16 protein-coding genes are annotated in these 18,146 nt (G+C 71.2%); 3 read left to right on the forward strand and 13 right to left on the reverse strand.

Going from position 1 to position 18,146, the window contains the following annotated elements; translation table 11 throughout:
- Positions 1-48 precede the first annotated feature (48 nt).
- Complete coding sequence (locus tag DEO23_RS11845) at positions 49-1,962, forward strand: DEAD/DEAH box helicase (RefSeq protein ID WP_109276235.1); 1,914 nt, start codon at positions 49-51, stop codon at positions 1,960-1,962.
- Positions 1,963-2,083: 121 nt separating this feature from the next.
- Here DEO23_RS11845 and trxA read toward each other — a convergent pair whose 3' ends face one another.
- Both trxA and hisS read right to left on the reverse strand, forming a co-directional pair.
- Positions 2,084-2,506: a thioredoxin gene (gene trxA / locus DEO23_RS11850; RefSeq protein ID WP_338067835.1), complete on the reverse strand. Its 423-nt coding sequence runs from the start codon at positions 2,504-2,506 to the stop codon at positions 2,084-2,086.
- A 26-nt stretch (positions 2,507-2,532) separates the two neighbouring features.
- A complete protein-coding gene (gene hisS, locus DEO23_RS11855) occupies positions 2,533-3,912 on the reverse strand; it encodes a histidine--tRNA ligase (protein WP_109276237.1) in 1,380 nt (459 codons plus the stop codon).
- Positions 3,913-4,163: 251 nt separating this feature from the next.
- On the opposite strand from hisS, the gene DEO23_RS11860 reads away from it, so the two are divergent.
- Positions 4,164-5,579, forward strand: coding sequence for a DUF349 domain-containing protein (locus DEO23_RS11860; protein ID WP_240613373.1), 1,416 nt, complete (start codon positions 4,164-4,166; stop codon positions 5,577-5,579).
- A gap of 103 nt (positions 5,580-5,682) precedes the next feature.
- Entirely contained in the window at positions 5,683-6,465 is a 783-nt protein-coding gene (locus tag DEO23_RS11865) for a hypothetical protein (RefSeq protein ID WP_109276239.1), read from the forward strand.
- Here the strand turns inward: DEO23_RS11865 and DEO23_RS11870 are convergent.
- The 11 genes from DEO23_RS11870 to DEO23_RS11920 form a co-directional block, all read right to left on the reverse strand.
- Complete coding sequence (locus DEO23_RS11870; protein WP_109276240.1) at positions 6,408-8,762, reverse strand: RelA/SpoT family protein; 2,355 nt, start codon at positions 8,760-8,762, stop codon at positions 6,408-6,410. The genes DEO23_RS11865 and DEO23_RS11870 overlap by 58 nt on opposite strands.
- A gap of 138 nt (positions 8,763-8,900) precedes the next feature.
- Positions 8,901-9,455, reverse strand: coding sequence for an adenine phosphoribosyltransferase (locus DEO23_RS11875; RefSeq protein ID WP_109276241.1), 555 nt, complete (start codon positions 9,453-9,455; stop codon positions 8,901-8,903).
- Complete coding sequence (gene secF, locus DEO23_RS11880; RefSeq protein ID WP_109276242.1) at positions 9,452-10,552, reverse strand: protein translocase subunit SecF; 1,101 nt, start codon at positions 10,550-10,552, stop codon at positions 9,452-9,454. Before secF ends, DEO23_RS11875 begins: the two co-directional genes overlap by 4 nt.
- On the reverse strand, positions 10,549-12,342 hold the full coding sequence (gene secD / locus DEO23_RS11885; RefSeq protein WP_109276243.1) for a protein translocase subunit SecD: 1,794 nt from the start codon (positions 12,340-12,342) through the stop codon (positions 10,549-10,551). Before secD ends, secF begins: the two co-directional genes overlap by 4 nt.
- A 50-nt stretch (positions 12,343-12,392) precedes the next feature.
- Entirely contained in the window at positions 12,393-12,836 is a 444-nt protein-coding gene (yajC, locus tag DEO23_RS11890) for a preprotein translocase subunit YajC (RefSeq protein ID WP_240613374.1), read from the reverse strand.
- A gap of 177 nt (positions 12,837-13,013) precedes the next feature.
- Entirely contained in the window at positions 13,014-14,036 is a 1,023-nt protein-coding gene (gene ruvB, locus DEO23_RS11895; protein ID WP_240613381.1) for a Holliday junction branch migration DNA helicase RuvB, read from the reverse strand.
- A gap of 80 nt (positions 14,037-14,116) precedes the next feature.
- Positions 14,117-14,737 (reverse strand): Holliday junction branch migration protein RuvA, encoded by a 621-nt coding sequence (ruvA, locus tag DEO23_RS11900; protein ID WP_109276245.1) that lies wholly within the window; start codon positions 14,735-14,737, stop codon positions 14,117-14,119.
- 26 nt (positions 14,738-14,763) lie between these two features.
- Positions 14,764-15,354, reverse strand: coding sequence for a crossover junction endodeoxyribonuclease RuvC (ruvC, locus tag DEO23_RS11905; protein WP_109276246.1), 591 nt, complete (start codon positions 15,352-15,354; stop codon positions 14,764-14,766).
- Between the two features lie 94 nt (positions 15,355-15,448).
- Positions 15,449-16,210 (reverse strand): YebC/PmpR family DNA-binding transcriptional regulator, encoded by a 762-nt coding sequence (locus tag DEO23_RS11910; protein ID WP_109276247.1) that lies wholly within the window; start codon positions 16,208-16,210, stop codon positions 15,449-15,451.
- Positions 16,211-16,283: 73 nt separating this feature from the next.
- Positions 16,284-17,585, reverse strand: coding sequence for a PrsW family intramembrane metalloprotease (locus DEO23_RS11915; protein ID WP_109276248.1), 1,302 nt, complete (start codon positions 17,583-17,585; stop codon positions 16,284-16,286).
- Positions 17,586-17,590: 5 nt separating this feature from the next.
- Positions 17,591-18,145: an HIT family protein gene (locus DEO23_RS11920; RefSeq protein ID WP_109276249.1), complete on the reverse strand. Its 555-nt coding sequence runs from the start codon at positions 18,143-18,145 to the stop codon at positions 17,591-17,593.
- Position 18,146: the final 1 nt, after the last annotated feature.

Below are 18,146 nucleotides of genomic sequence, written 5' to 3' on the forward strand. Positions count from 1 at the left end.
ACCTGCACTGCCGGCGGGTCCGCCCCACCCCCGCAGTCGAAGGACACCATGAACGACGCCGCCCCCAGCCACTCCACCGGCCCGCACGACGAGACCGGCACGGAGGATCGGCCCGACTCGCGCGCTGCCGTCGATCTGGCCGAGGCCGCTGAGCCCGCCGAGGCCGCTGAGCCCGCTGAGCCCGCTGAGCCCACCTTCGCCGACCTCGACCTGCCGCCGGTGATCCGGCGCGCCGTCGACCAGCTCGGCTTCACCACGCCCTCCCCCATCCAGCGCGAGGCGATCCCGCACCTGCTGGGCGGTCGCGACGTCATCGGCGTCGCCCAGACCGGCACCGGCAAGACCGCTGCTTTCGGGCTGCCGATGCTCACCGCGCTGGACGCCTCCGACAGCTCGGTCCAGGCCCTCGTCCTCGCCCCCACCCGCGAGCTCGCCATGCAGGTCGCCGAGGCCATCGCGAGCTTCGCCCAGAACGTCACCGACCTCTCGGTGACCTCCGTCTACGGGGGCTCCCCCTACGGCCCGCAGGAGCGCGCGCTCTCCCGCGGGACGCAGATCGTCGTGGGCACCCCCGGCCGCGTCATCGACCACCTCAAGCGCGGCAACCTGCGCCTGGAGACGCTGCGCTACCTGGTCCTCGACGAGGCCGACGAGATGCTGCGCATGGGCTTCGCCGAGGACGTCGACGAGATCCTCACCCACGCCCCCGACTCCAAGCAGGTCGCCCTGTTCTCGGCGACCATGCCGCCGGCGATCCAGCGGGTCGCCGAGGAGCACATGAGCGAGCCCGTGCGGGTGAGCGTCTCGCGTCAGGCCTCCACGACCACGAACGTGGCCCAGAGCTTCGCCGTTGTGCCCTTCCGCCACAAGACCGGGGCGCTCACCCGCGTGCTCGCGACCTCCGACGCGGAGGCCGCGATCGTCTTCGTGCGCACGCGCTCGGCCGCGGAGGAGGTCGGCACCGCTCTGGTCTCCCGCGGTGTGGTCGCCGCGACCATCAGCGGCGACGTGCCCCAGAAGGAGCGCGAGAAGATCGTGGAGCGCCTGCGCGAGGGATCGCTGCAGGTGCTGGTCGCGACCGACGTCGCCGCCCGCGGTCTCGACGTCCAGAAGATCGGCCTGGTCGTGAACTTCGACGTCCCCGGCGAGCCGGAGGCGTACGTGCACCGCATCGGCCGCACCGGCCGCGCGGGTCGCACCGGTGAGGCCCTCACCTTCGTCGCGCCCCACGAGCGGCGCAAGCTCAAGGCGATCGAGAAGACCACCCGGCAGACGCTCCGGGAGATCACGATCCCCTCCCCGCGGGACGTCTCGGCCCACCGCGCCGAGAAGCTGCTGGCCTCCGTCGGCGAGCGCGCCGAGCGCGGGCGCCTCGAGCTGTACCTCGAGAAGATCGACACGTTCCTGGAGTCCTCCGAGATGGACCCGCGCGTGCTGGCGGCCGTCCTCGCGGCCACGGCCGTGGGCGACCAGGGCCCCGGCGCGGAGACCGAGGAGGACGAGGAGTTCACTGGCGCGCGGCTGAAGGGATCGGGCAACGACCGCGACGGCGACGGCGGCGACGGACGCTCTCGGCCCGCCCCCGGTCAGCCCGAGAAGGGCTTCACCAGCTACCGGGTCTCCGTGGGGCACTCCCACGGCGCCAAGCCCGCCGCGATCGTCGGCGCGATCACCGGGGAAGGCGGGCTGAACGGGAAGTCGATCGGCAAGATCGACATCTTCGGCTCGTTCTCGCTGGTCCAGATCCGCGGCTCGCTGCGTGAGGACCAGATCGCACGGATCGGTCACGCGAAGATCGCCGGCCGCACCCTGCGCATCAGCGAGGACCGCGGGCCCCGCACCGGAGGCCGTCGCGAGCACGGCCGTGGCCGCGGGGACTCGAGGGACGGCGCGCGCCACGAGGGCGGCCACCGCTTCGGCGGGCCCCGTCGCGAGGGCAAGCGCCCCCACGGCGGTCGCTGAGACCGCGGGTTCGGCCCAGCACGAAGCCCCCGCACCATCCGGTGCGGGGGCTTCGTGGTTCCTGCGAGGCGTCGAGGTCAGTGACTCCCGACGGTCCGGCGCGGGGCGCCGGGAGCGGAGATCAGGACTGCTGGGCCTGCGCCTCGGCGTAGGTCTTGCGCACCTCGTCCATGTCCAGGCCCTGGATCTGCGTGATCAGGTCCTCGAGGGCGGCCTGCGGGAGTGCACCGGCCTGCTGGAAGACAGGGATGCCGTCGCGGTAGGCCACCAGCGTCGGGATCGAGGTGACGCCGTAGCGCATCGCGAGCTCCTGCTGGTCCTCGGTGTCGACCTTCGCGAAGGTGACCTCCTCGTGCTGCTCGGAGGACTCCTCGTAGATCGGGGCGAAGCGCTGGCACGGGACGCACCAGCCCGCCCAGAAGTCGATGAGGGCGATGCCGTCCTTGACGGTCTCGTCGTGGTTCTCGGACGTCAGCGTGACTGTAGCCATGCCCTGCGCAACGCGCGTACGCCACTCAACATTCCCGGCTGCCGCTGCGGTGATGCAGATCTCCGCGACGGCGGGCCGTCTCAGGGAGCGCTGGGACGCACCTCGACACCGCGATCCGCCGTCGGCGGCTCCCAGCTCGTGGCGTCGGCGGCGACCTGCTCACCGGAGCGGATGTCGCGCACCGCGTCGCCCGCTCCGTCCTCCTCGTGCCCGTCGGCACCGTCGGGGGCCGTGGCGGGGAACCAGACGAAGGGGATGCCGCGTCGGTCGGCGTGCTTGATCTGCTTGCCGAGCTTCGCCGAGGTCGGCGAGACCTCGGTCGGGATCCCGCGTCCGCGCAGGGCCCGGGCGACCGCCTCGCTCCTCCCCCGGGTCTCCTCCGAGGCGACGCTCACCAGCACACAGGTGGGCACGCTGCGGCTGGGGCGCGCGAGATCGGCCGAGAGCAGACGCGAGACCAGGCGGGACAGGCCGATGGACAGCCCCACGCCCGGGTAGGTGTGGCGGTTGTCCGAGGCCAGGCGGTCGTAGCGCCCTCCCGAGCAGATCGACCCGAGGGACTCGTGGCCGGTCACGAAGGTCTCGAAGACGGTCCCCGTGTAGTAGTCGAGGCCGCGGGCGATCGAGAGGTCGGCGAGCATCACCCCGGGCACGCTCTCGCTGACCTTCTCGAGGACCGCCGTCAGCTCCTCGATGCCCTCCTCGAGCAGCTCACCGCTGCCGCCGAGCTCCCGCACACGGGAGGCGAACGAGGAATCGGAGGTGCGGATCGTGGCGAACTCGAGGCAGGCGCGGGCCTGTTCCTCCGTGGCGCCCGCCTCCTGGACCAGCAGCTGTGCGGTGGCCTCCGGACCGATCTTGGGCAGCTTGTCGATGGTGCGCAGCACCGGCTCGTGATCGGCGAACCCGATCGAGCGGAAGAATCCCTCGGAGAGCTTGCGGTTGTTCGCGTGGATCGTGAACCCGGGCAGCGGCAGGAGCGCGAGGATCTCGGCCATCACCATGGCGACCTCGGCCTCCTGGTGGGAGGGCAGCACGTCCTGGCCGACGATGTCGAGATCGGCCTGGTAGAACTCGCGGTAGCGCCCCTCCTGGGGCCGTTCCCCTCGCCACACCTTCTGGATCTGGTACCGGCGGAAGGGGAAGGCGAGCGCGTTCTGGTTCTCCAGCACGTACCGGGCCAGGGGCACCGTGAGGTCGAAGTGGAGACCCAGCTGGCGCGCGGCGTCGGCCTCGGCGGCCTCGTCCTCCTCGGCGTGCAGCCGGCGCAGGACGTAGACCTCCTTGTCGATCTCGCCCTTGCGCAGCAGCTGCTCCATCGGCTCGACCGCGCGGGTCTCGATGCCCACGAACCCGTGGAGCTCGGCGACCTGACGGAACACGTCGATGACGTGCTGCTCGACGAGTCGCTGCTCGGGCAGGTGCTCGGGGAATCCGGACAGGGCGCTGATCTTCGCCACAGGGTGCTCCTTCGATGCGCGGGCGCAGGAGGGACCGCAGCTCGCGCGGCGGTCCCTGCCTCCATTATCGACCCTGCGCGGAGCGGATGAGGACATCGGCCCGTGCGCTGGGACCACGGCGCGATGCCGGACGCCGGGTCGTCCTGTTGACGGTAGAGTTCGACGCGATGGTGCGATGCGCCACGATCATGACGCCGTCCCTGCCGACGGCAGTGCCCCGCGACCCAGCGGAACGACCGAAGGAGCTCCCCGTGAGCGAGTCCGAGACTCCCGACCCCACTCCCACCCCGCGTCCCACGCCTCGACCCGCGCCGCGGCCGAAGCCCCCGAGCCCGGCGGCCCTGGCGGGACGCAAGCCCTCGGCCCCGCTGATCCCCGTCGCACCGCCGGTCCAGGACTACGACGAGGACTCGATCCGGCAGGCGCTGGCCTTCGGCGACATCGACGAGAACGGCGTCGTGGTCGTCCAGGACGGGACGCAGAAGCGGGAGCTGGGTCCGGCCACCTCGACCGACCGCGACGAGGCGCTCACCCCGTTCGCGCGTGGCTACCTGGACCTCGTGGCCTTCCTCGACGTCACCCAGCAGCGGCTCGCGGCGCCGGCGCTCACACAGGCCGACCTGAACCGCCTGCTGGAGAACCTGCGCAAGAACATGAAGGAGCCGCAGGTGATCGGGGACATCCCCGCCCTGCGGGCGCGGGCCGCCGAGCTGCGTGAGGCGGCGAAGGAGAAGATCCACGTCCTCGAGCAGGAGCGCCTGGAGGCCCGCGAGACCGCGACCACCGAGCGCACCGCCTTCGTCGAGTCGATCGAGGAGCTCGTGGCCACGGACCCCGAGCGCATGAGCTGGAAGAGCTCCGGGGAGCGCATGCGCGGGATGGTCGGCGAGTGGAAGCGGATGCAGAAGGAGGGCCCTTCGCTCGACCGCGCCACCGAGGACGCCCTCTGGAAGCGGCTGTCGAGCGCCCGCAGCGCATTCGACCGCAAGCGTCGGCAGTTCTTCTCCCATCTCGACGAGCAGCACGCCGAGGCGGAGAAGGTCCGGGAGGACATCATCCGTCGTGCCGAGGAGATGCAGCACTCGACGGACTGGGGTCCCACGGTCCGCGCCTACCGCTCCCTGATGGACGAGTGGCGCGCGGCGCCTCGCGGCAACCGGAAGAAGGACGACGCCCAGTGGGCACGGTTCAAGGCCGCCCAGGACACGTTCTTCACGGCGCGCAACGAGGACCTGCGCGCGACCGACGCCGAGCAGAAGGAGAACCTCGCCCGCAAGGAGGAGCTGCTGACCGAGGCCGAGGCCCTGGACCCGAGCACCGACCTCGAGAAGGCCAAGGAGGCCATGCGCAGCATCCAGGACCGCTGGGACGAGGCCGGCAAGGTGCCCCGCAGCGACATGCGGCGCATCGAGGACCGGCTGCGCACGGTCGAGCGCTCCCTGCGCCAGGCGGAGGAGGACGAGTGGCGCCGCACGGATCCCCGTACGCGCGCCCGTGTCGAAGGAGCCTCCTCCCAGCTCCACGAGGCGATCTCGAGCTACCAGGAGGATCTCGATCGCGCCCGTCAGAGCGGGGACCCCGAGCGGATCAGGAAGGCCGAGGAGGCGCTCGAGGCCCGTCGTCAGTGGCTCGAGGTCATCGAGCGCTCCGCACGGGACCTGGGCTGACCTCTCCCCCGACCCCGCCCGCGGTTCCCTCCCCGACAGGTGCCCGTCCACAATCGTGGGCGGGCACCTTGCCGTGCGGCGGCGCGGCGAGGATCCTCTCCGCATGCGTGCTGCCGAGGAACCCGCCCCTGCGCCCTGCTCGGCCTGGTCGCTGCAGGCGGCGGACCTCGCCGCCGCTCTCGTCGAGGAGATCGCCTGCTGGCCCGACGTCCCCTCCCACGATCATTGCGTGAAGGACGGGTCCCTCGTGCGCATCGGACCGGGGCGGCTGGTGCCCCGTGACCACGTGTCCCGTCCCGGTGACCGGGCGCTCCTGGTCGGCTGCGCGATCGGTGCCAGGCTGCGGCCGCACCACGTGCTGGCGGGTCGCTCCGCCCTGTGGGTGCACATCGGGACGGAGTTCCCGGATCCCATCGACCTGATGACGAGCTCCCATCGCAGCGCCCTGCCCGCCGGCACGCGAGTGCGCAACGCACGGTTCACGCCCTGCGACGTCGAGCAGATCTCCGGGGCGCCGGTGACGACGCCCGCGCGCACGGCAGCGGACCTGCTGCGCTTCGAGGGTGCGGGGGCCGCCGCGGCCGCCGGCACCCTGGTGCAGGTCGGTCTGTGCACGAGTGAGCAGATCGAGACGCACCTGCGTGCGGCCGGGGGCCATCGCGGCACGCGCAGGGGCCTCGGACTGCTGGAGACGATCCATCGGGACGACGAGGCGCGGCTGCGGGCCTGCCCGGAGGGCACCCCGCGCGAGCGCGCCGTCCACCATGCCAGGGCGATCGAGCAGTGGGCTCGGGGCGAGCCGGCGCGCCTGCTGCTGGGACCGGGGCCTCAGGCCTCGAAGGCGCCCGAGCCCTCGACGACCTTGCCGTCGGCGGTCACACGGTAGGCGTCGTAGACACCCTCGACCTTGCGCACCTGGGCGATCACGGCCTGCAGGTGCGAGGGGTCGGCGAGCTCGAAGGAGAAGTAGGCGGTGGCGAGACGGTCCCGATGGGACTGGCACGCCGCGGACTGCAGGTTGACCTGCTGATCGGCGATCACCAGAGCGAGATCCGTCAGCAGGCGATCACGGTCCAGGGCCTCGACCTTGATGTGGACCAGGTAGGTCGATCCCATCCTTCCCGACCAGTGCACGTCCACGATCCGATCGGACTGGTCCTTCTGCAGCAGCTGGGCGTTGCTGCAGTCGGCGTGGTGCACGGAGATCCCGGAGCCGCGGGTGACGAAGCCGACGATCGGATCACCCGGCACCGGAGCGCAGCACTTGGCGAGCTTGACCCAGAGGTCCTTCTGCCCGTCGACGATCACACCCTGGTCGGTCTCGCTGGTGTGGCGCTGGGCGCTCGAGGGTCGCGCGAGCACCTTGGAGGGCAGCGTCGTCTCGACGACGTCCTCCTCGGCGCCGTCGGCGCCGCCGAAGGTCGCCCGCAGCTTCTCCACCACGTGCTGGGCGCCGATGTGGCCCTCGCCGATGGCGGTGTAGAGGGCGTCCACGGAGTTCTGGTCCAGCTCGAGCGCCACCGACTGCAGGGTGTCGTGCGTGAGCAGGCGGCGCATCGGCAGGTCCTGGCGTCGCAGCGCCTTGGACAGCTCGTCCTTGCCCTTCTCGAGCGCCTCCTCGCGGCGCTCCTTGGAGAACCACTGCCGGATCTTGGTGCGGGCACGCGGCGTCTTGACGAAGCCCAGCCAGTCCTGGCTGGGGCCTGCCCCCTCGGCCTTCGAGGTGAACACCTCGACGACGTCCCCCGTGCTCAGTGCCGAGTCCAGCGGCACCAGCCGGCCGTTCACCCGGGCACCGATGGTGCGGTGCCCGACCTCGGTGTGGACGGTGTAGGCGAAGTCCACGGGGGTCGCTCCCTGCGGGAGCGCGATCACGTCCCCCTTGGGCGTGAAGACGTAGACCTCCTGGCTGTTGATCTCGAAGCGCAGGGAGTCCAGGAAGTCGCCGGAATCGCTGGTGTCCTTCTGCCAGTCCATCAGCTGGCGCAGCCAGGCCACCTCGCCCGAGCCCGTGCTGGTGCCGGCATCGCTGCCCGCCATCGCCTTGTACTTCCAGTGGGCGGCGACGCCGTACTCCGCCCGTCGATGCATCTCCCGGGTGCGGATCTGCACCTCGACGGGCTTGCCCGTCGGCCCGATCACCGTGGTGTGGAGCGACTGGTAGAGATTGAACTTGGGCAGCGCGATGTAGTCCTTGAAGCGCCCCGGGATCGGTGACCAGCGCGAGTGCAGGATGCCCAGCACCCCGTAGCAGTCGCGCACGGTGTCCACGAGCACGCGGATGCCCACCAGGTCGTAGATGTCGGCGAAGTCGCGGCCGCGCACGATCATCTTCTGGTAGATCGAGTAGTAGTGCTTGGGCCGCCCGGTCACCGACGCCTTGATCCTGGCCTTGCGCAGATCCTCCTGGATCTGGCCGGAGACCGAGGCCAGGTACTGCTCACGGGCCGGGGCGTGCTGGGCGACGAGCGAGACGATCTCGGCGTAGACCTTCGGGTACAGCACCTGGAAGGAGCGGTCCTCGAGCTCCCACTTCATCGTGTTCAGACCCAGGCGGTGCGCGAGCGGGGCGTAGATCTCGAGGGTCTCGCGGGCCTTGCGCTCGGCGGAGGCCGCCGCGACGTAACGCCAGGTGCGCGCGTTGTGCAGGCGGTCGGCGAGCTTGATCAGCAGCACGCGGATGTCGCGGCTCATCGCGACGATCATCTTGCGGACGGTCTCGGCCTGGGCGGCGTCGCCGTAGGTGACCTTGTCGAGCTTGGTGACGCCGTCGACCATCACCGCGATCTCGTCGCCGAAATCCTTGCGCAGCTGGTCCAGCGAGTAGTCGGTGTCCTCGACGGTGTCGTGCAGGAGGGCTGCGGCGAGGACCTCCTGGGGGCTGCCGAGCTCGGCGAGGATCATCTCGACCGAGACCGGATGCGTGATGTACGGGTCGCCGCTCTTGCGGTACTGCCCCTGGTGGGCCTTCTCGGCGACGGCGAAGGCACGGGTCAGGAGACCGAGATCCTCCTTGGGATGGACCGCCGTGACGGCCTGCACGAGAGGCTCGAAATAGGCAGAGCTCGGGTTCGGGCTCGCGGGCGAGGACCGGCCGACGAGGAAGGAGAAGGGCGAGCGGGAGCGCCGGTGCGAGGACACCGGCCGGCTCTCGGAACGGGGGGTGGTCCCGTGCTCGCTCATCCGCACCTCCTGAGAAGTCTCACGAGTCTACGACTGCGCGGAGACTCTGCGTTCCCAGCATCCACCGAGTGTCGACGAGGTCTCCCCGGCACCCACGCCCCGGGGCCGCACCACCCGCGTGGTGCCGGTGCCGCGGGCTCAGTTCGGCACCGTCGAGAGCGCCGTCACCGGCACGCCCGCGGGCAGCCGGTCACGACCGCCGAGGCCCTCGAGCTCGAGCAGGAAGGACACGCCCAGCAGCTCGACGTCGAACTCCCGCACGAGCTCGATCGTCGCCGCGGCCGTGCCGCCGGTGGCGAGCAGGTCGTCGACCACCACGATCCGGGTGCCCCGTGGGAGCGAGTCCACGCCGATCTCGATCTCGGCGCTGCCGTACTCGAGGTCGTAGCTGATGCTGCGCGGGCTGCCCGGCAGCTTCCCTGCCTTGCGGGCGGGCACGAACCCGGCTCCCAGCGAGAGGGCCAGCGGGGCTCCCAGGACGAACCCTCGGGCCTCGACGCCGACCACCAGGTCGATCTCCTTGGGCAGCACCGCTCCCCAGTGGCCGATGATCGCCCGGAAGGCCTCGGGGTCCCGCAGCAGCGGTGTGATGTCGCGGAACAGGACACCCGGCTCGGGGAAGTCCGGGAAGGTCTCGATGTGCGAGGACATGAGCGCCTCGAGCTGCGAGGGCTCGAGAAGGGCGGGGGTCATCGTCGTCTCCTGACGGGGGTGTCGGCGCCCGCGGCCGTCGCCGCGACGCTCGCTGCGTCGCTCTCGGCGGGATCCGCGGCGCCAGGGGCTCCGGCCCCCTCGGTGGGCCGCCGGTACTCCGCTCCCCCGCGGGCGGCGAGGACGCGGTCGCGGTGGGCGGCCAGGTCCTTCTCCCCGCCACGCAGTGTCACCACCAGTCCGGGGGCGAGGAACACGGAGGAGTAGGTGCCCACGAAGATGCCGATGAACAGCGCCAGCGAGATGTCCTTGAGGGTTCCCGCGCCGAGCACGAAGGCACCGATGGCGAGGATCGATCCCACCGGGAGGAGCGCCACGATGGAGGTGTTCAGCGACCGCATCAGGGTCTGGTTGGCGGCGAGCTCGACCGCCTCGGCGTACGTCGTCCGGGTCTGGTCCCGCAGGTGGGCGGTGTTCTCCCGCACCTTGTCGAACACGACGATGGTGTCGTAGAGCGAGTACCCGAGGATCGTCAGGAAGCCGATCACGGTGGCCGGGGTGATCTCGAAGCCCACGACGCCGTACACGGCGGCGGTGAACGCCATGTCGTGCACGAGGGTGATCATCGCGGCGAGCGAGACCTTGAGGTTCCGGAAGTACAGGGCCATCACGGCGGCGACCAGCGCGATGAACACGACCACGCCGCGCGCCATCTTCGAGGTGATGTCGCTGCCCCACACCGGGCCGATGAACGAGGTGGAGACGTCGTCCGCGTGGACGCCGTAGGCCTTCGCGAGGTCCCCGGCCACGTGCTGGGTCTGGGCGGTGTCGAGCTGGGCGGTCTGCACGCGCACGGTGCTGCCGCCGATCATCGTCACCTTCGGCTCGTTGTCCGGGACCGTCTGTCGCACGATGTCGCGCGCCTGGGACTCCTGGGCGGAGCTCACCCCGGAGACCTGGAACTCCGAGCCGCCGGTGAACTCGATGCCGAGGTTGGGTCCGCGCAGCATCGCGATCGCTCCCAGCAGGATCACGACGACGACGCTGATCAGGTACCAGGTCCGCCGACGGCGCACGATCGGGACGGAAGCCTGCCCGGAGTGCAGGGCATTGCCCAGGCGCGCGGTGTTGGTCCTCATCGTTCGTCCCCTCCGTCCTCGCGTGCCTCACGGGCGAGGCGGGCCTTGCGCGCGGCGAGCGTCTCGCGCTCGGGCATGTCCTCGCCGCTGACGTCCCCTCGTTCCGCGGCCGATCGAACGCGCCCGCGCCCGGCGTAGGCCGGAACCTTGCGTCCCAGCTGCGCGGGATCCAGACCGCTCATCGGATGACCCTTGCCGAAGAACCGGGTGCGGACCAGCGACTGCAGCAGCGGGTGGGTGAACAGGAACACCACCACGAGGTCCATGATCGTCGTCAGCCCCAGCGTGAACGCGAAGCCGCGCACGCTGCCGGTGGACAGGACGTACAGCACGACGGCGGCGATCAGGTTCACGGCGTCCGACGCGAGGATCGTGCGCTTGGCGCGGTCCCAGCCGTGGTCCACGGCCGAGACGACGCCGCGCCCTTCGCGTATCTCGTCGCGCACGCGTTCGAAGTAGACGATGAAGGAGTCGGCGGTGAACGCGATCGCGACGATCAGCCCGGTGACGCCCGCGAGCGAGAGCCGGTAGCCGATCTCGGGGATGTGCGAGAGCACGGTCAGGGTGAGGTAGCTGAGGATCCCGGTGACCACGAGGCTGGAGGTGGTCACGATCGAGAGCACCCGGTACTGCAGGGCGGCGTAGGCGACCACCAGGACGAGCCCGATGATGCCCGCGATCAGACCCTTCTCGAGCTGGTCGCCGCCCAGGGTCGCCGAGATCTGCTGCTCCGACTGGATGTCGAACTGCAGGGGCAGGGCGCCGAACTTCAACTGGTCGGCCAGCTGCTGCGCCGTGTCCTGGTCGAAGTTCCCGCTGATGGAGGCGCCGCTGCTCGAAGGCGTCTGCACGTAGGGGGCGGAGATGACCTGCCCGTCGAGCACGATGGCGAAGCTGTCGGTCGCGCCCTTCTTGCCGTACAGGGCGTTGGTCATGGTGCCGAAGGTCTTGTTGCCCTCGGGCGTGAACTGCATGTTCACGAGGTACCCGCCGGTCGACTGCCCGGAGGAGTTGGTGTCGCTGCCCACGCTCGCGTTCTTGACCGCGGTGCCGGGGAGGGCCTCGGGCCCCAGCACGTACTTCGCGGACCCGTCGTTCGAGCAGGCGACGACGGGCTTGGAGTTGTCGGCCGAGGAGACGACCTCCTGCTGGGCCTTCGAGTCGCTGCAGTCCACGGCCTGCGCCTGCTTCTGCAGCGTCGTCGTGTTCCAGTCCTCGGACCATGAGGCCGGGAGGCCCGAGGCGTCCTCACCACCGCCGGAGCCCTTGCCGCCGTCGGAGCCGTCCGAGCTGCCGGTCGCCTCGGACGTCGAGTTCGGGGCCAGGGGGTCGTCCAGCGTGACGGACCCGGTGAAGGTCTCCTGCGAGGGGTCGTCCCCGCCCTTGTCGCTCGCCGATCCGCCGCTCCCGCTGGGATCCAGGGTGCCGAGCACCGGCCGGAAGGACAGTGCCGCGGTCTGGCCGAGGGCGTCACGGGTATTCTGGTCGAGAGTCCCGGGGACGTCGACGACGATGTTCGACCCGCCCTGCACGCTGATCTCGGTCTCGGCGACCCCCATCGCGTTCACGCGCTGGGAGATGATCTCGCGGGCCTGGTCCATCGAGTCGTCATCGATGGGTGACCCGTCGGTGGTCTTCGCCTGGAGGATGATCTGCGTGCCGCCCTCGAGGTCGAGGGCGAGCTTCGGGGAGGCCTGCCAGCCGCCCTTCCACACGCCGCCGACGACGACGGCAGTCAGGACCACGATCAGGAGAAGCAGTCCCCCCAGGGACGTGCGGCGTGCGGACATGCGATATGCGATTCCTCAGCGGACGGTGGCCAGGACAGGGAGGGGCGGGGTCAGCGCGCCGAGCCGGACTCGTCGCCGCGGGAGGTCACACCGGGGACCTGTCCGTCGGCGGGACGCGAGGTGCCGTCCTGCTGCTCCGGCCGCTCCTCGGAGGGTGCCGGATCGGCCGGTGCCCCGAGCTCGCGGTCCGAGCCCTCGGGCTGCGCGGCGGCCTGCGCACCGCCGGCGTCACCGGTGGGGGCGGCGGCGCCGGCGATCGCCTGGCGCGCCCACTTGGTCTGGGCACCGGACTCGGTCTCGAGGATCACGACGTCGTCGTACTGGTCGGCGATGATGCCGTAGAAGCCGGAGTGCGTGCGCACCTCGTCGCCGACACCGAGGGCCGCGACCTTCTTCTGCTGTTCCGCCTGAGCCTTGCGCTGACGGTTGGACATCCAGACCATCAGCAGGATCATCGCACCGAACATCACGATGAGTGGGAGCAGAGACTTCACGGGGGTCCTTTCGGGCGTCCCCGCACGCACGGTCGCGGCGGGTCGCGTTCTGATCGTCGGGTGCGGTGTCACCGCACGGGCGAGTGCTGCGGACCCATCGGGTCGGGCCGACGCGCACCCGCACCACTCTACCCGCCCTCCCCGAACGCCTCCTGCTAACGCGGTGGAACCCTGATGTCAGAACCGCCCGAGCGGCGGAGTCGTCCCCGCTGCGGCCTCCGGCGCCTGCAGTCCCAGGTGCGACCAGGCCATCGGGGAGGCGATGCGTCCGCGCGGGGTGCGGGTCAGGAACCCCTCGCGAACGAGGTAGGGCTCGACGACCGTCTCGACGGTCTCGGTCTCCTCCCCCACCGACACGGCGAGGGTCGACAGGCCCACCGGCCCACCGGCGAAGCGCGTGCACAGGGCCCGCAGCACCGCCCGGTCCAGCCGGTCGAGGCCCTGGGCGTCGACCTCGTAGACCTCGAGGGCGCTGCGCGCCGCTTCGAGGTCGAGACGGCCGCTGCCGCGCACCTGGGCGTAGTCACGCACCCGGCGCAGCAGACGGTTGGCGATGCGCGGGGTGCCGCGCGAGCGGGAGGCGATCTCCGCCGCCGCCTCGTCGACGATGTCGGCCTCGAGCTGCTGGGCGGAGCGGGTGACGACCCGGTGCAGCTCCTCGGAGCGGTAGTAGTCCAGGTGGCCGGTGAAGCCGAAGCGGTCGCGCAGCGGTGCGGGCAGCAGACCCGCGCGGGTGGTGGCGCCGACCACCGTGAACGGGGGCAGCTCGAGCGGGATGGAGGTCGCCCCGACCCCCTTGCCGACGACCACGTCGACCCGGAAGTCCTCCATGGCGATGTAGAGCATCTCCTCGGCGGGGCGGGCGAGACGGTGGATCTCGTCGATGAACAGCACCTCCCCCTCCTCGAGGGCGGAGAGGATCGCGGCGAGGTCGCCCGCGTGCTGGACGGCGGGGCCCGAGGTGATGCGCAGCGGCACCGAGAGCTCGGTCGCGATGATCATCGCGAGGGTGGTCTTGCCCAGTCCGGGCGGCCCGGAGAGCAGCACGTGCTCGGGCGGCCGGCCCCTCCCCTGGGCCGCGTCCAGGACGAGCGAGAGCTGCTCGCGCACGACCTCCTGCCCCACGAAGTCGGCGAGCTGCTTGGGGCGCAGGGCCGCCTCGGCCGCACGTTCCAGTGCGCCGGACTCGGCGCTGGTCACCGAGCGGACGTCGCCCTCCTCGCTCCCGGGCCCGAAGCCGTCGTGACCGGCGCCCTGGGCACCGTGCGCCTCCTCGGGGCTCACCGGCTGCCTCCCAGCCGGCGCAGCGCCGCGCGGAGAAGTCCGGCGGCGTCCTCGGGCGCATCGGCCTCCTGGTGGACCCCGGCGACGGCGTCGGCCGCGGCCTTGTCCGGCCACCCGAGCCCTGACAGGGCGGTGATCACCTGAGCGTCCAGCGGGTCCTCGGGACCGCCGGCGTCCGTGTCGCCGGCGGGTTCCGCGCCGGGCTCCTCGCTCGTGGGCGCGGCGAGCTTCCCGCCGAGCTCGAGGATCATGCGGCTGGCGACCTTGGGGCCGATGCCGGGGGTGCGCGTGATGACCTTGACGTCCTGGGCGGCGACGGCGCGGCGCAGGTCCTCCGGGGAGAGGACCGCGAGCACCGAGAGGGCGAGGCGGGGGCCGATCCCGCTGACGGACTGGACGATGCGGAAGGTCTCGGCGTCCTCCGAGGAGGGGAAGCCGAACAGCGTCATGGAGTCCTCGCGCACCACCAGCTCGGTGTGCAGCGTGAGCTCGGCGCCGTGACGGGTGTGGGCGAGGGCGGAGGGCGTCGTCCGCACGAGGTAGCCCACGCCGTGGACGTCGAGGACGAGGGAGTCCAGGCCGATGGAGGCCACGGTTCCGGTCAGAGAAGCGATCACGGCACCACCCTAGAACGCGTGTTCGATCAGAAGCGGGAGGTCGAGGACTCCCGGGCGCGCCGGGCGCTGCGTTCCGCCTCGGCCCAGACGGCCTGGGCACTCGTGCGCGCCCGTCCGGCGCCGTCCAGGCGCACCGGCCCGGGGCCTCGCCAGAGCTGGGTGAGCGCGATCGCGAGGGCGTCGGCGGCGTCGGCCGGCTTCGGCGGTGCGTCCAGCTTCAACAGCTTGACCAGCATCGTCTGGATCTGCTTCTTGTCCGCCCTCCCGCTGCCGGTGACGGCGGCCTTGACCTCGGAGGGCGTGTGCATGGCGATGCGGATGCCGCGCTGGGCCGCCAGCAGGATCGCGACCCCGGAGACCTGGGCGGTGCTCATGACGGTCGAGGTGTTGTTCTGGCTGAACACCCGCTCGATCGCGACCACGTCGGGCGCGTGCTCCTCGATCTTCGCCTCGAGCCCGCGGGAGATCTCCAGCAGACGCAGGTCGATCCCGTCCTCGGGGCTCGAGCGCACCACTCCCACGTCCACGAGGCTCGCACTGCGGCCGCTCCCGGCGTCGAGGACGCCGTATCCGCAGCGCGTGAGGCCGGGGTCCACACCCAGCACCCGGAGCGTCATCGTGCTGACGCCCCGGATGCGAGCCGTGGGTCGTGCGTCCTCATGGCGGCGGCGCGAGCGCGCGGGACGGGTCGGGATCCTGGAGGGATCCGACTCAGTCCTCGTCCTCGTCGAGCTGGGCGGCGACGTCGGCGGGGATGTCGAGGTTCGAGTAGACGTTCTGCACGTCGTCGCTGTCCTCGAGCGCGTCGATCAGCTTCAGCGCCTTCCGGGCGCCGTCGAGGTCGACCTCGGTGCGGATGTTCGGCACGAACTGCGCCTCGGCGCTGTCGTAGTCGACGTCGGCCTGCTGCAGGGCGGTGCGCACGGCGACCACGTCACCGGCCTCGGAGATGATCTCGAAGGTCTCGCCCTCGTCGTTGATCTCCTCGGCACCGGCGTCCAGGACCACCTCGAGCAGGTCGTCCTCGGTGTTGCCCTCCTTGGGCACGGTGACGACGCCCTTGCGGTTGAACATGTAGGCGACCGACCCGGAGTCGGCCATGTTGCCGCCGCTGCGGGTGAAGGCGAGTCGCACCTCGGAGACCGCACGGTTCTTGTTGTCCGTGAGGCACTCGACGAGCAGGGCGACGCCGCCGGGGGCGTAGCCCTCGTACATCAGCGTCTGGTAGTCGACCGCGCCGCCGTCGAGCCCGCCGCCGCGCTTGACCGCGCGGTCGATGTTGTCGTTGGGGACGGAGGTCTTCTTCGCCTTCTGGATCGCGTCGTACAGGGTCGGGTTCGCCGTCGGGTCGGCCCCGCCCGTACGAGCCGCCACCTCGATGTTCTTGATGAGCTTGGCGAACAGCTTGCCGCGCTTGGCGTCGATCGCGGCCTTCTTGTGCTTGGTCGTCGCCCACTTGGAGTGACCCGACATGTGTCTCCTCGACTGGTCGATCCTTCGGTCCGGACCCCGACAGTCTACGGCCGACGAGCGCTGCTCCGGACCCTCAGGCCCTCCAATCGGCGTCGCCGGTCGCGCCCTCCCCGCCGCGGGGTGCGGGCACCACGGGCTGGGTGAGAGCGCCGATGAGCCGGCGGTCGGCGGTGATCCGCTCGAGCAGCTCCCGTTCCCGCGCACGGGTCTTCGGCGTGGGCCGACCGTGCAGGACGCCGTGACGGGTCATGGCCAGGTCGACCGCGGCCCGGATCAGGTCGCGCATGGCGATCCGGGGCACGGCGCCGTGGGTGCCGGCCCAGGTCTCGGCCCGGCGCCGGCTGCGGATCGAGACCATCATCCCGACCTCATGGGGCGCGAACCATCCCGCCCGGCCGTAGGCGGACAGCTGGGTGCGCACGATCCGCTTCTCGCGCAGGCGCAGGAACGTCATGATCCCGGCGAGGATCAGGAACAGGGGCAGCTGGATCGCCAGGTAGTACCGCAGGAAGCCGGCCATCGGGGCGGCCTGGTCGACCTGGATGAAGAACGTCGACCCGTTCCAGAGGGCGTGCAGGCACATGCCCAGCGACAGCCCGCCCAGCCCGAGCCCCGGGTACAGCATCAGGGAGCGCCGCTCGGCGGCGATCCCCAGTCCGAGCCCGCACAGCGAGGTGAAGCTCGCGTGGGCGAACGGGGAGAGCAGTCCGCGCAGCAGGAACGTCTGCCAGAAGCCGCCGACCTCGCCCGCGGCCTGCGCCTCCTGGAAGGCACGCCCGAAATAGAGGATGTTCTCGGTGAAGGCGAACCCTCCGGCGATCAGCATCGCGTAGACGACGCCGTCGAGGGGGCCGGCGATGAACCGGCGTCCCCATAGCAGCAGGGCGATCAGCCCTGCGGACTTCATCGACTCCTCGACGATCGGGGCCTGCACCACAGCTGCCAGGAAGCTCGCGACGGACTCGCCGGCGTCCTGGGGCGTGATCCACCAGGTGAAGGCCCCGCCGATCAGGAACGTGAGGGCCACGGAACCGGCGGCGCCCCACACGAAGGCGTAGACCAGGGTCAGCCGCGGCTGCGGCGTGTAGCGGTCGAGCCACCACACCGCGCCGAGGACCAGGGAGACCGGCACCAGGGCCGCGGTGAAGGCGACCAGCGCGGTCCCGGTCCCGAGCGGCCGGATCGCGAAGAACCAGACCCCCGCGGCGACCAGCAGCAGCGCGGCGATGGCCGCTCCCCACACCAGCACCTGCACCCAGGGGCGTCGACGACGCCCGCGGCCACCGGCTCCGTGCCGCAGGCGCTCGGGCGCCTCGGGATCGACCCGTTCGACGTCGTAGCCGTACCCGGTGCTCGCGCCCGCTGCGCTGCTCATCGCACTCAGCTCTCCTCGCCGCTCGGCCAGGCCGCGGCGTACTGCTCGCGGGTGTCGGCGAGCAGGATCGGCAGCGCCTTGGTGCGGCCGACGATCGGCAGGAAGTTCGCGTCCCCGACCCAGCGCGGCACCACGTGCTGGTGCAGGTGCGCGGCGATCCCGGCGCCGCCGGCCTCCCCCTGGTTCATGCCCAGGTTGAACCCGCCCGGCGAGGAGACCTCGCGGACCACGCGCATCGCGGTGCGGGTGAGGTCGGCGACCTCGAGCACCTCGGCCTCCGTGAGGTCGGTGTAGTCGGCGACGTGCCGGTAGGGGCACACCATCAGGTGGCCGCTGTTGTACGGGAACAGGTTCAGGATCACGAAGGCGAGCTCGCCGCGATGGACGATCAGCGCCTCCTCGTCCGACCTCGAGGGCGCCGAGCAGAACGGGCACTGGGCATCGTCCGAGGGGTCCTCGGGCTTGCCCTCGCCCTGGATGTAGACCATGCGGTGCGGCGTCCACAGGCGCTGCATGTCGTCCGGGTCTCCGGGGAAGTCCTTCGGGTCCTCCGTCTCCATG

The sequence above is a fragment of the Brachybacterium endophyticum genome (assembly GCF_003130585.1).
In the GTDB taxonomy this organism is placed as follows: domain Bacteria; phylum Actinomycetota; class Actinomycetes; order Actinomycetales; family Dermabacteraceae; genus Brachybacterium; species Brachybacterium endophyticum.

What these genes read in the sequence shown, in the direction of transcription:
- DEO23_RS11845 (WP_109276235.1), top strand. Translation starts at nt 49, where the DNA reads ATGAACGACGCCGCCCCCAGCCACTCCACCGGCCCGCACGACGAGACC.
- DEO23_RS11865 (WP_109276239.1), top strand. Translation starts at nt 5,683, where the DNA reads ATGCGTGCTGCCGAGGAACCCGCCCCTGCGCCCTGCTCGGCCTGGTCG.
- DEO23_RS11870 (WP_109276240.1), bottom strand. Translation starts at nt 8,762, where the DNA reads ATGAGCGAGCACGGGACCACCCCCCGTTCCGAGAGCCGGCCGGTGTCC.
- DEO23_RS11875 (WP_109276241.1), bottom strand. Translation starts at nt 9,455, where the DNA reads ATGACCCCCGCCCTTCTCGAGCCCTCGCAGCTCGAGGCGCTCATGTCC.
- secF (WP_109276242.1), bottom strand. Translation starts at nt 10,552, where the DNA reads ATGAGGACCAACACCGCGCGCCTGGGCAATGCCCTGCACTCCGGGCAG.
- secD (WP_109276243.1), bottom strand. Translation starts at nt 12,342, where the DNA reads ATGTCCGCACGCCGCACGTCCCTGGGGGGACTGCTTCTCCTGATCGTG.
- ruvC (WP_109276246.1), bottom strand. Translation starts at nt 15,354, where the DNA reads ATGACGCTCCGGGTGCTGGGTGTGGACCCCGGCCTCACGCGCTGCGGA.
- DEO23_RS11910 (WP_109276247.1), bottom strand. Translation starts at nt 16,210, where the DNA reads ATGTCGGGTCACTCCAAGTGGGCGACGACCAAGCACAAGAAGGCCGCG.
- DEO23_RS11915 (WP_109276248.1), bottom strand. Translation starts at nt 17,585, where the DNA reads ATGAGCAGCGCAGCGGGCGCGAGCACCGGGTACGGCTACGACGTCGAA.
- DEO23_RS11920 (WP_109276249.1), bottom strand. Translation starts at nt 18,145, where the DNA reads ATGGAGACGGAGGACCCGAAGGACTTCCCCGGAGACCCGGACGACATG.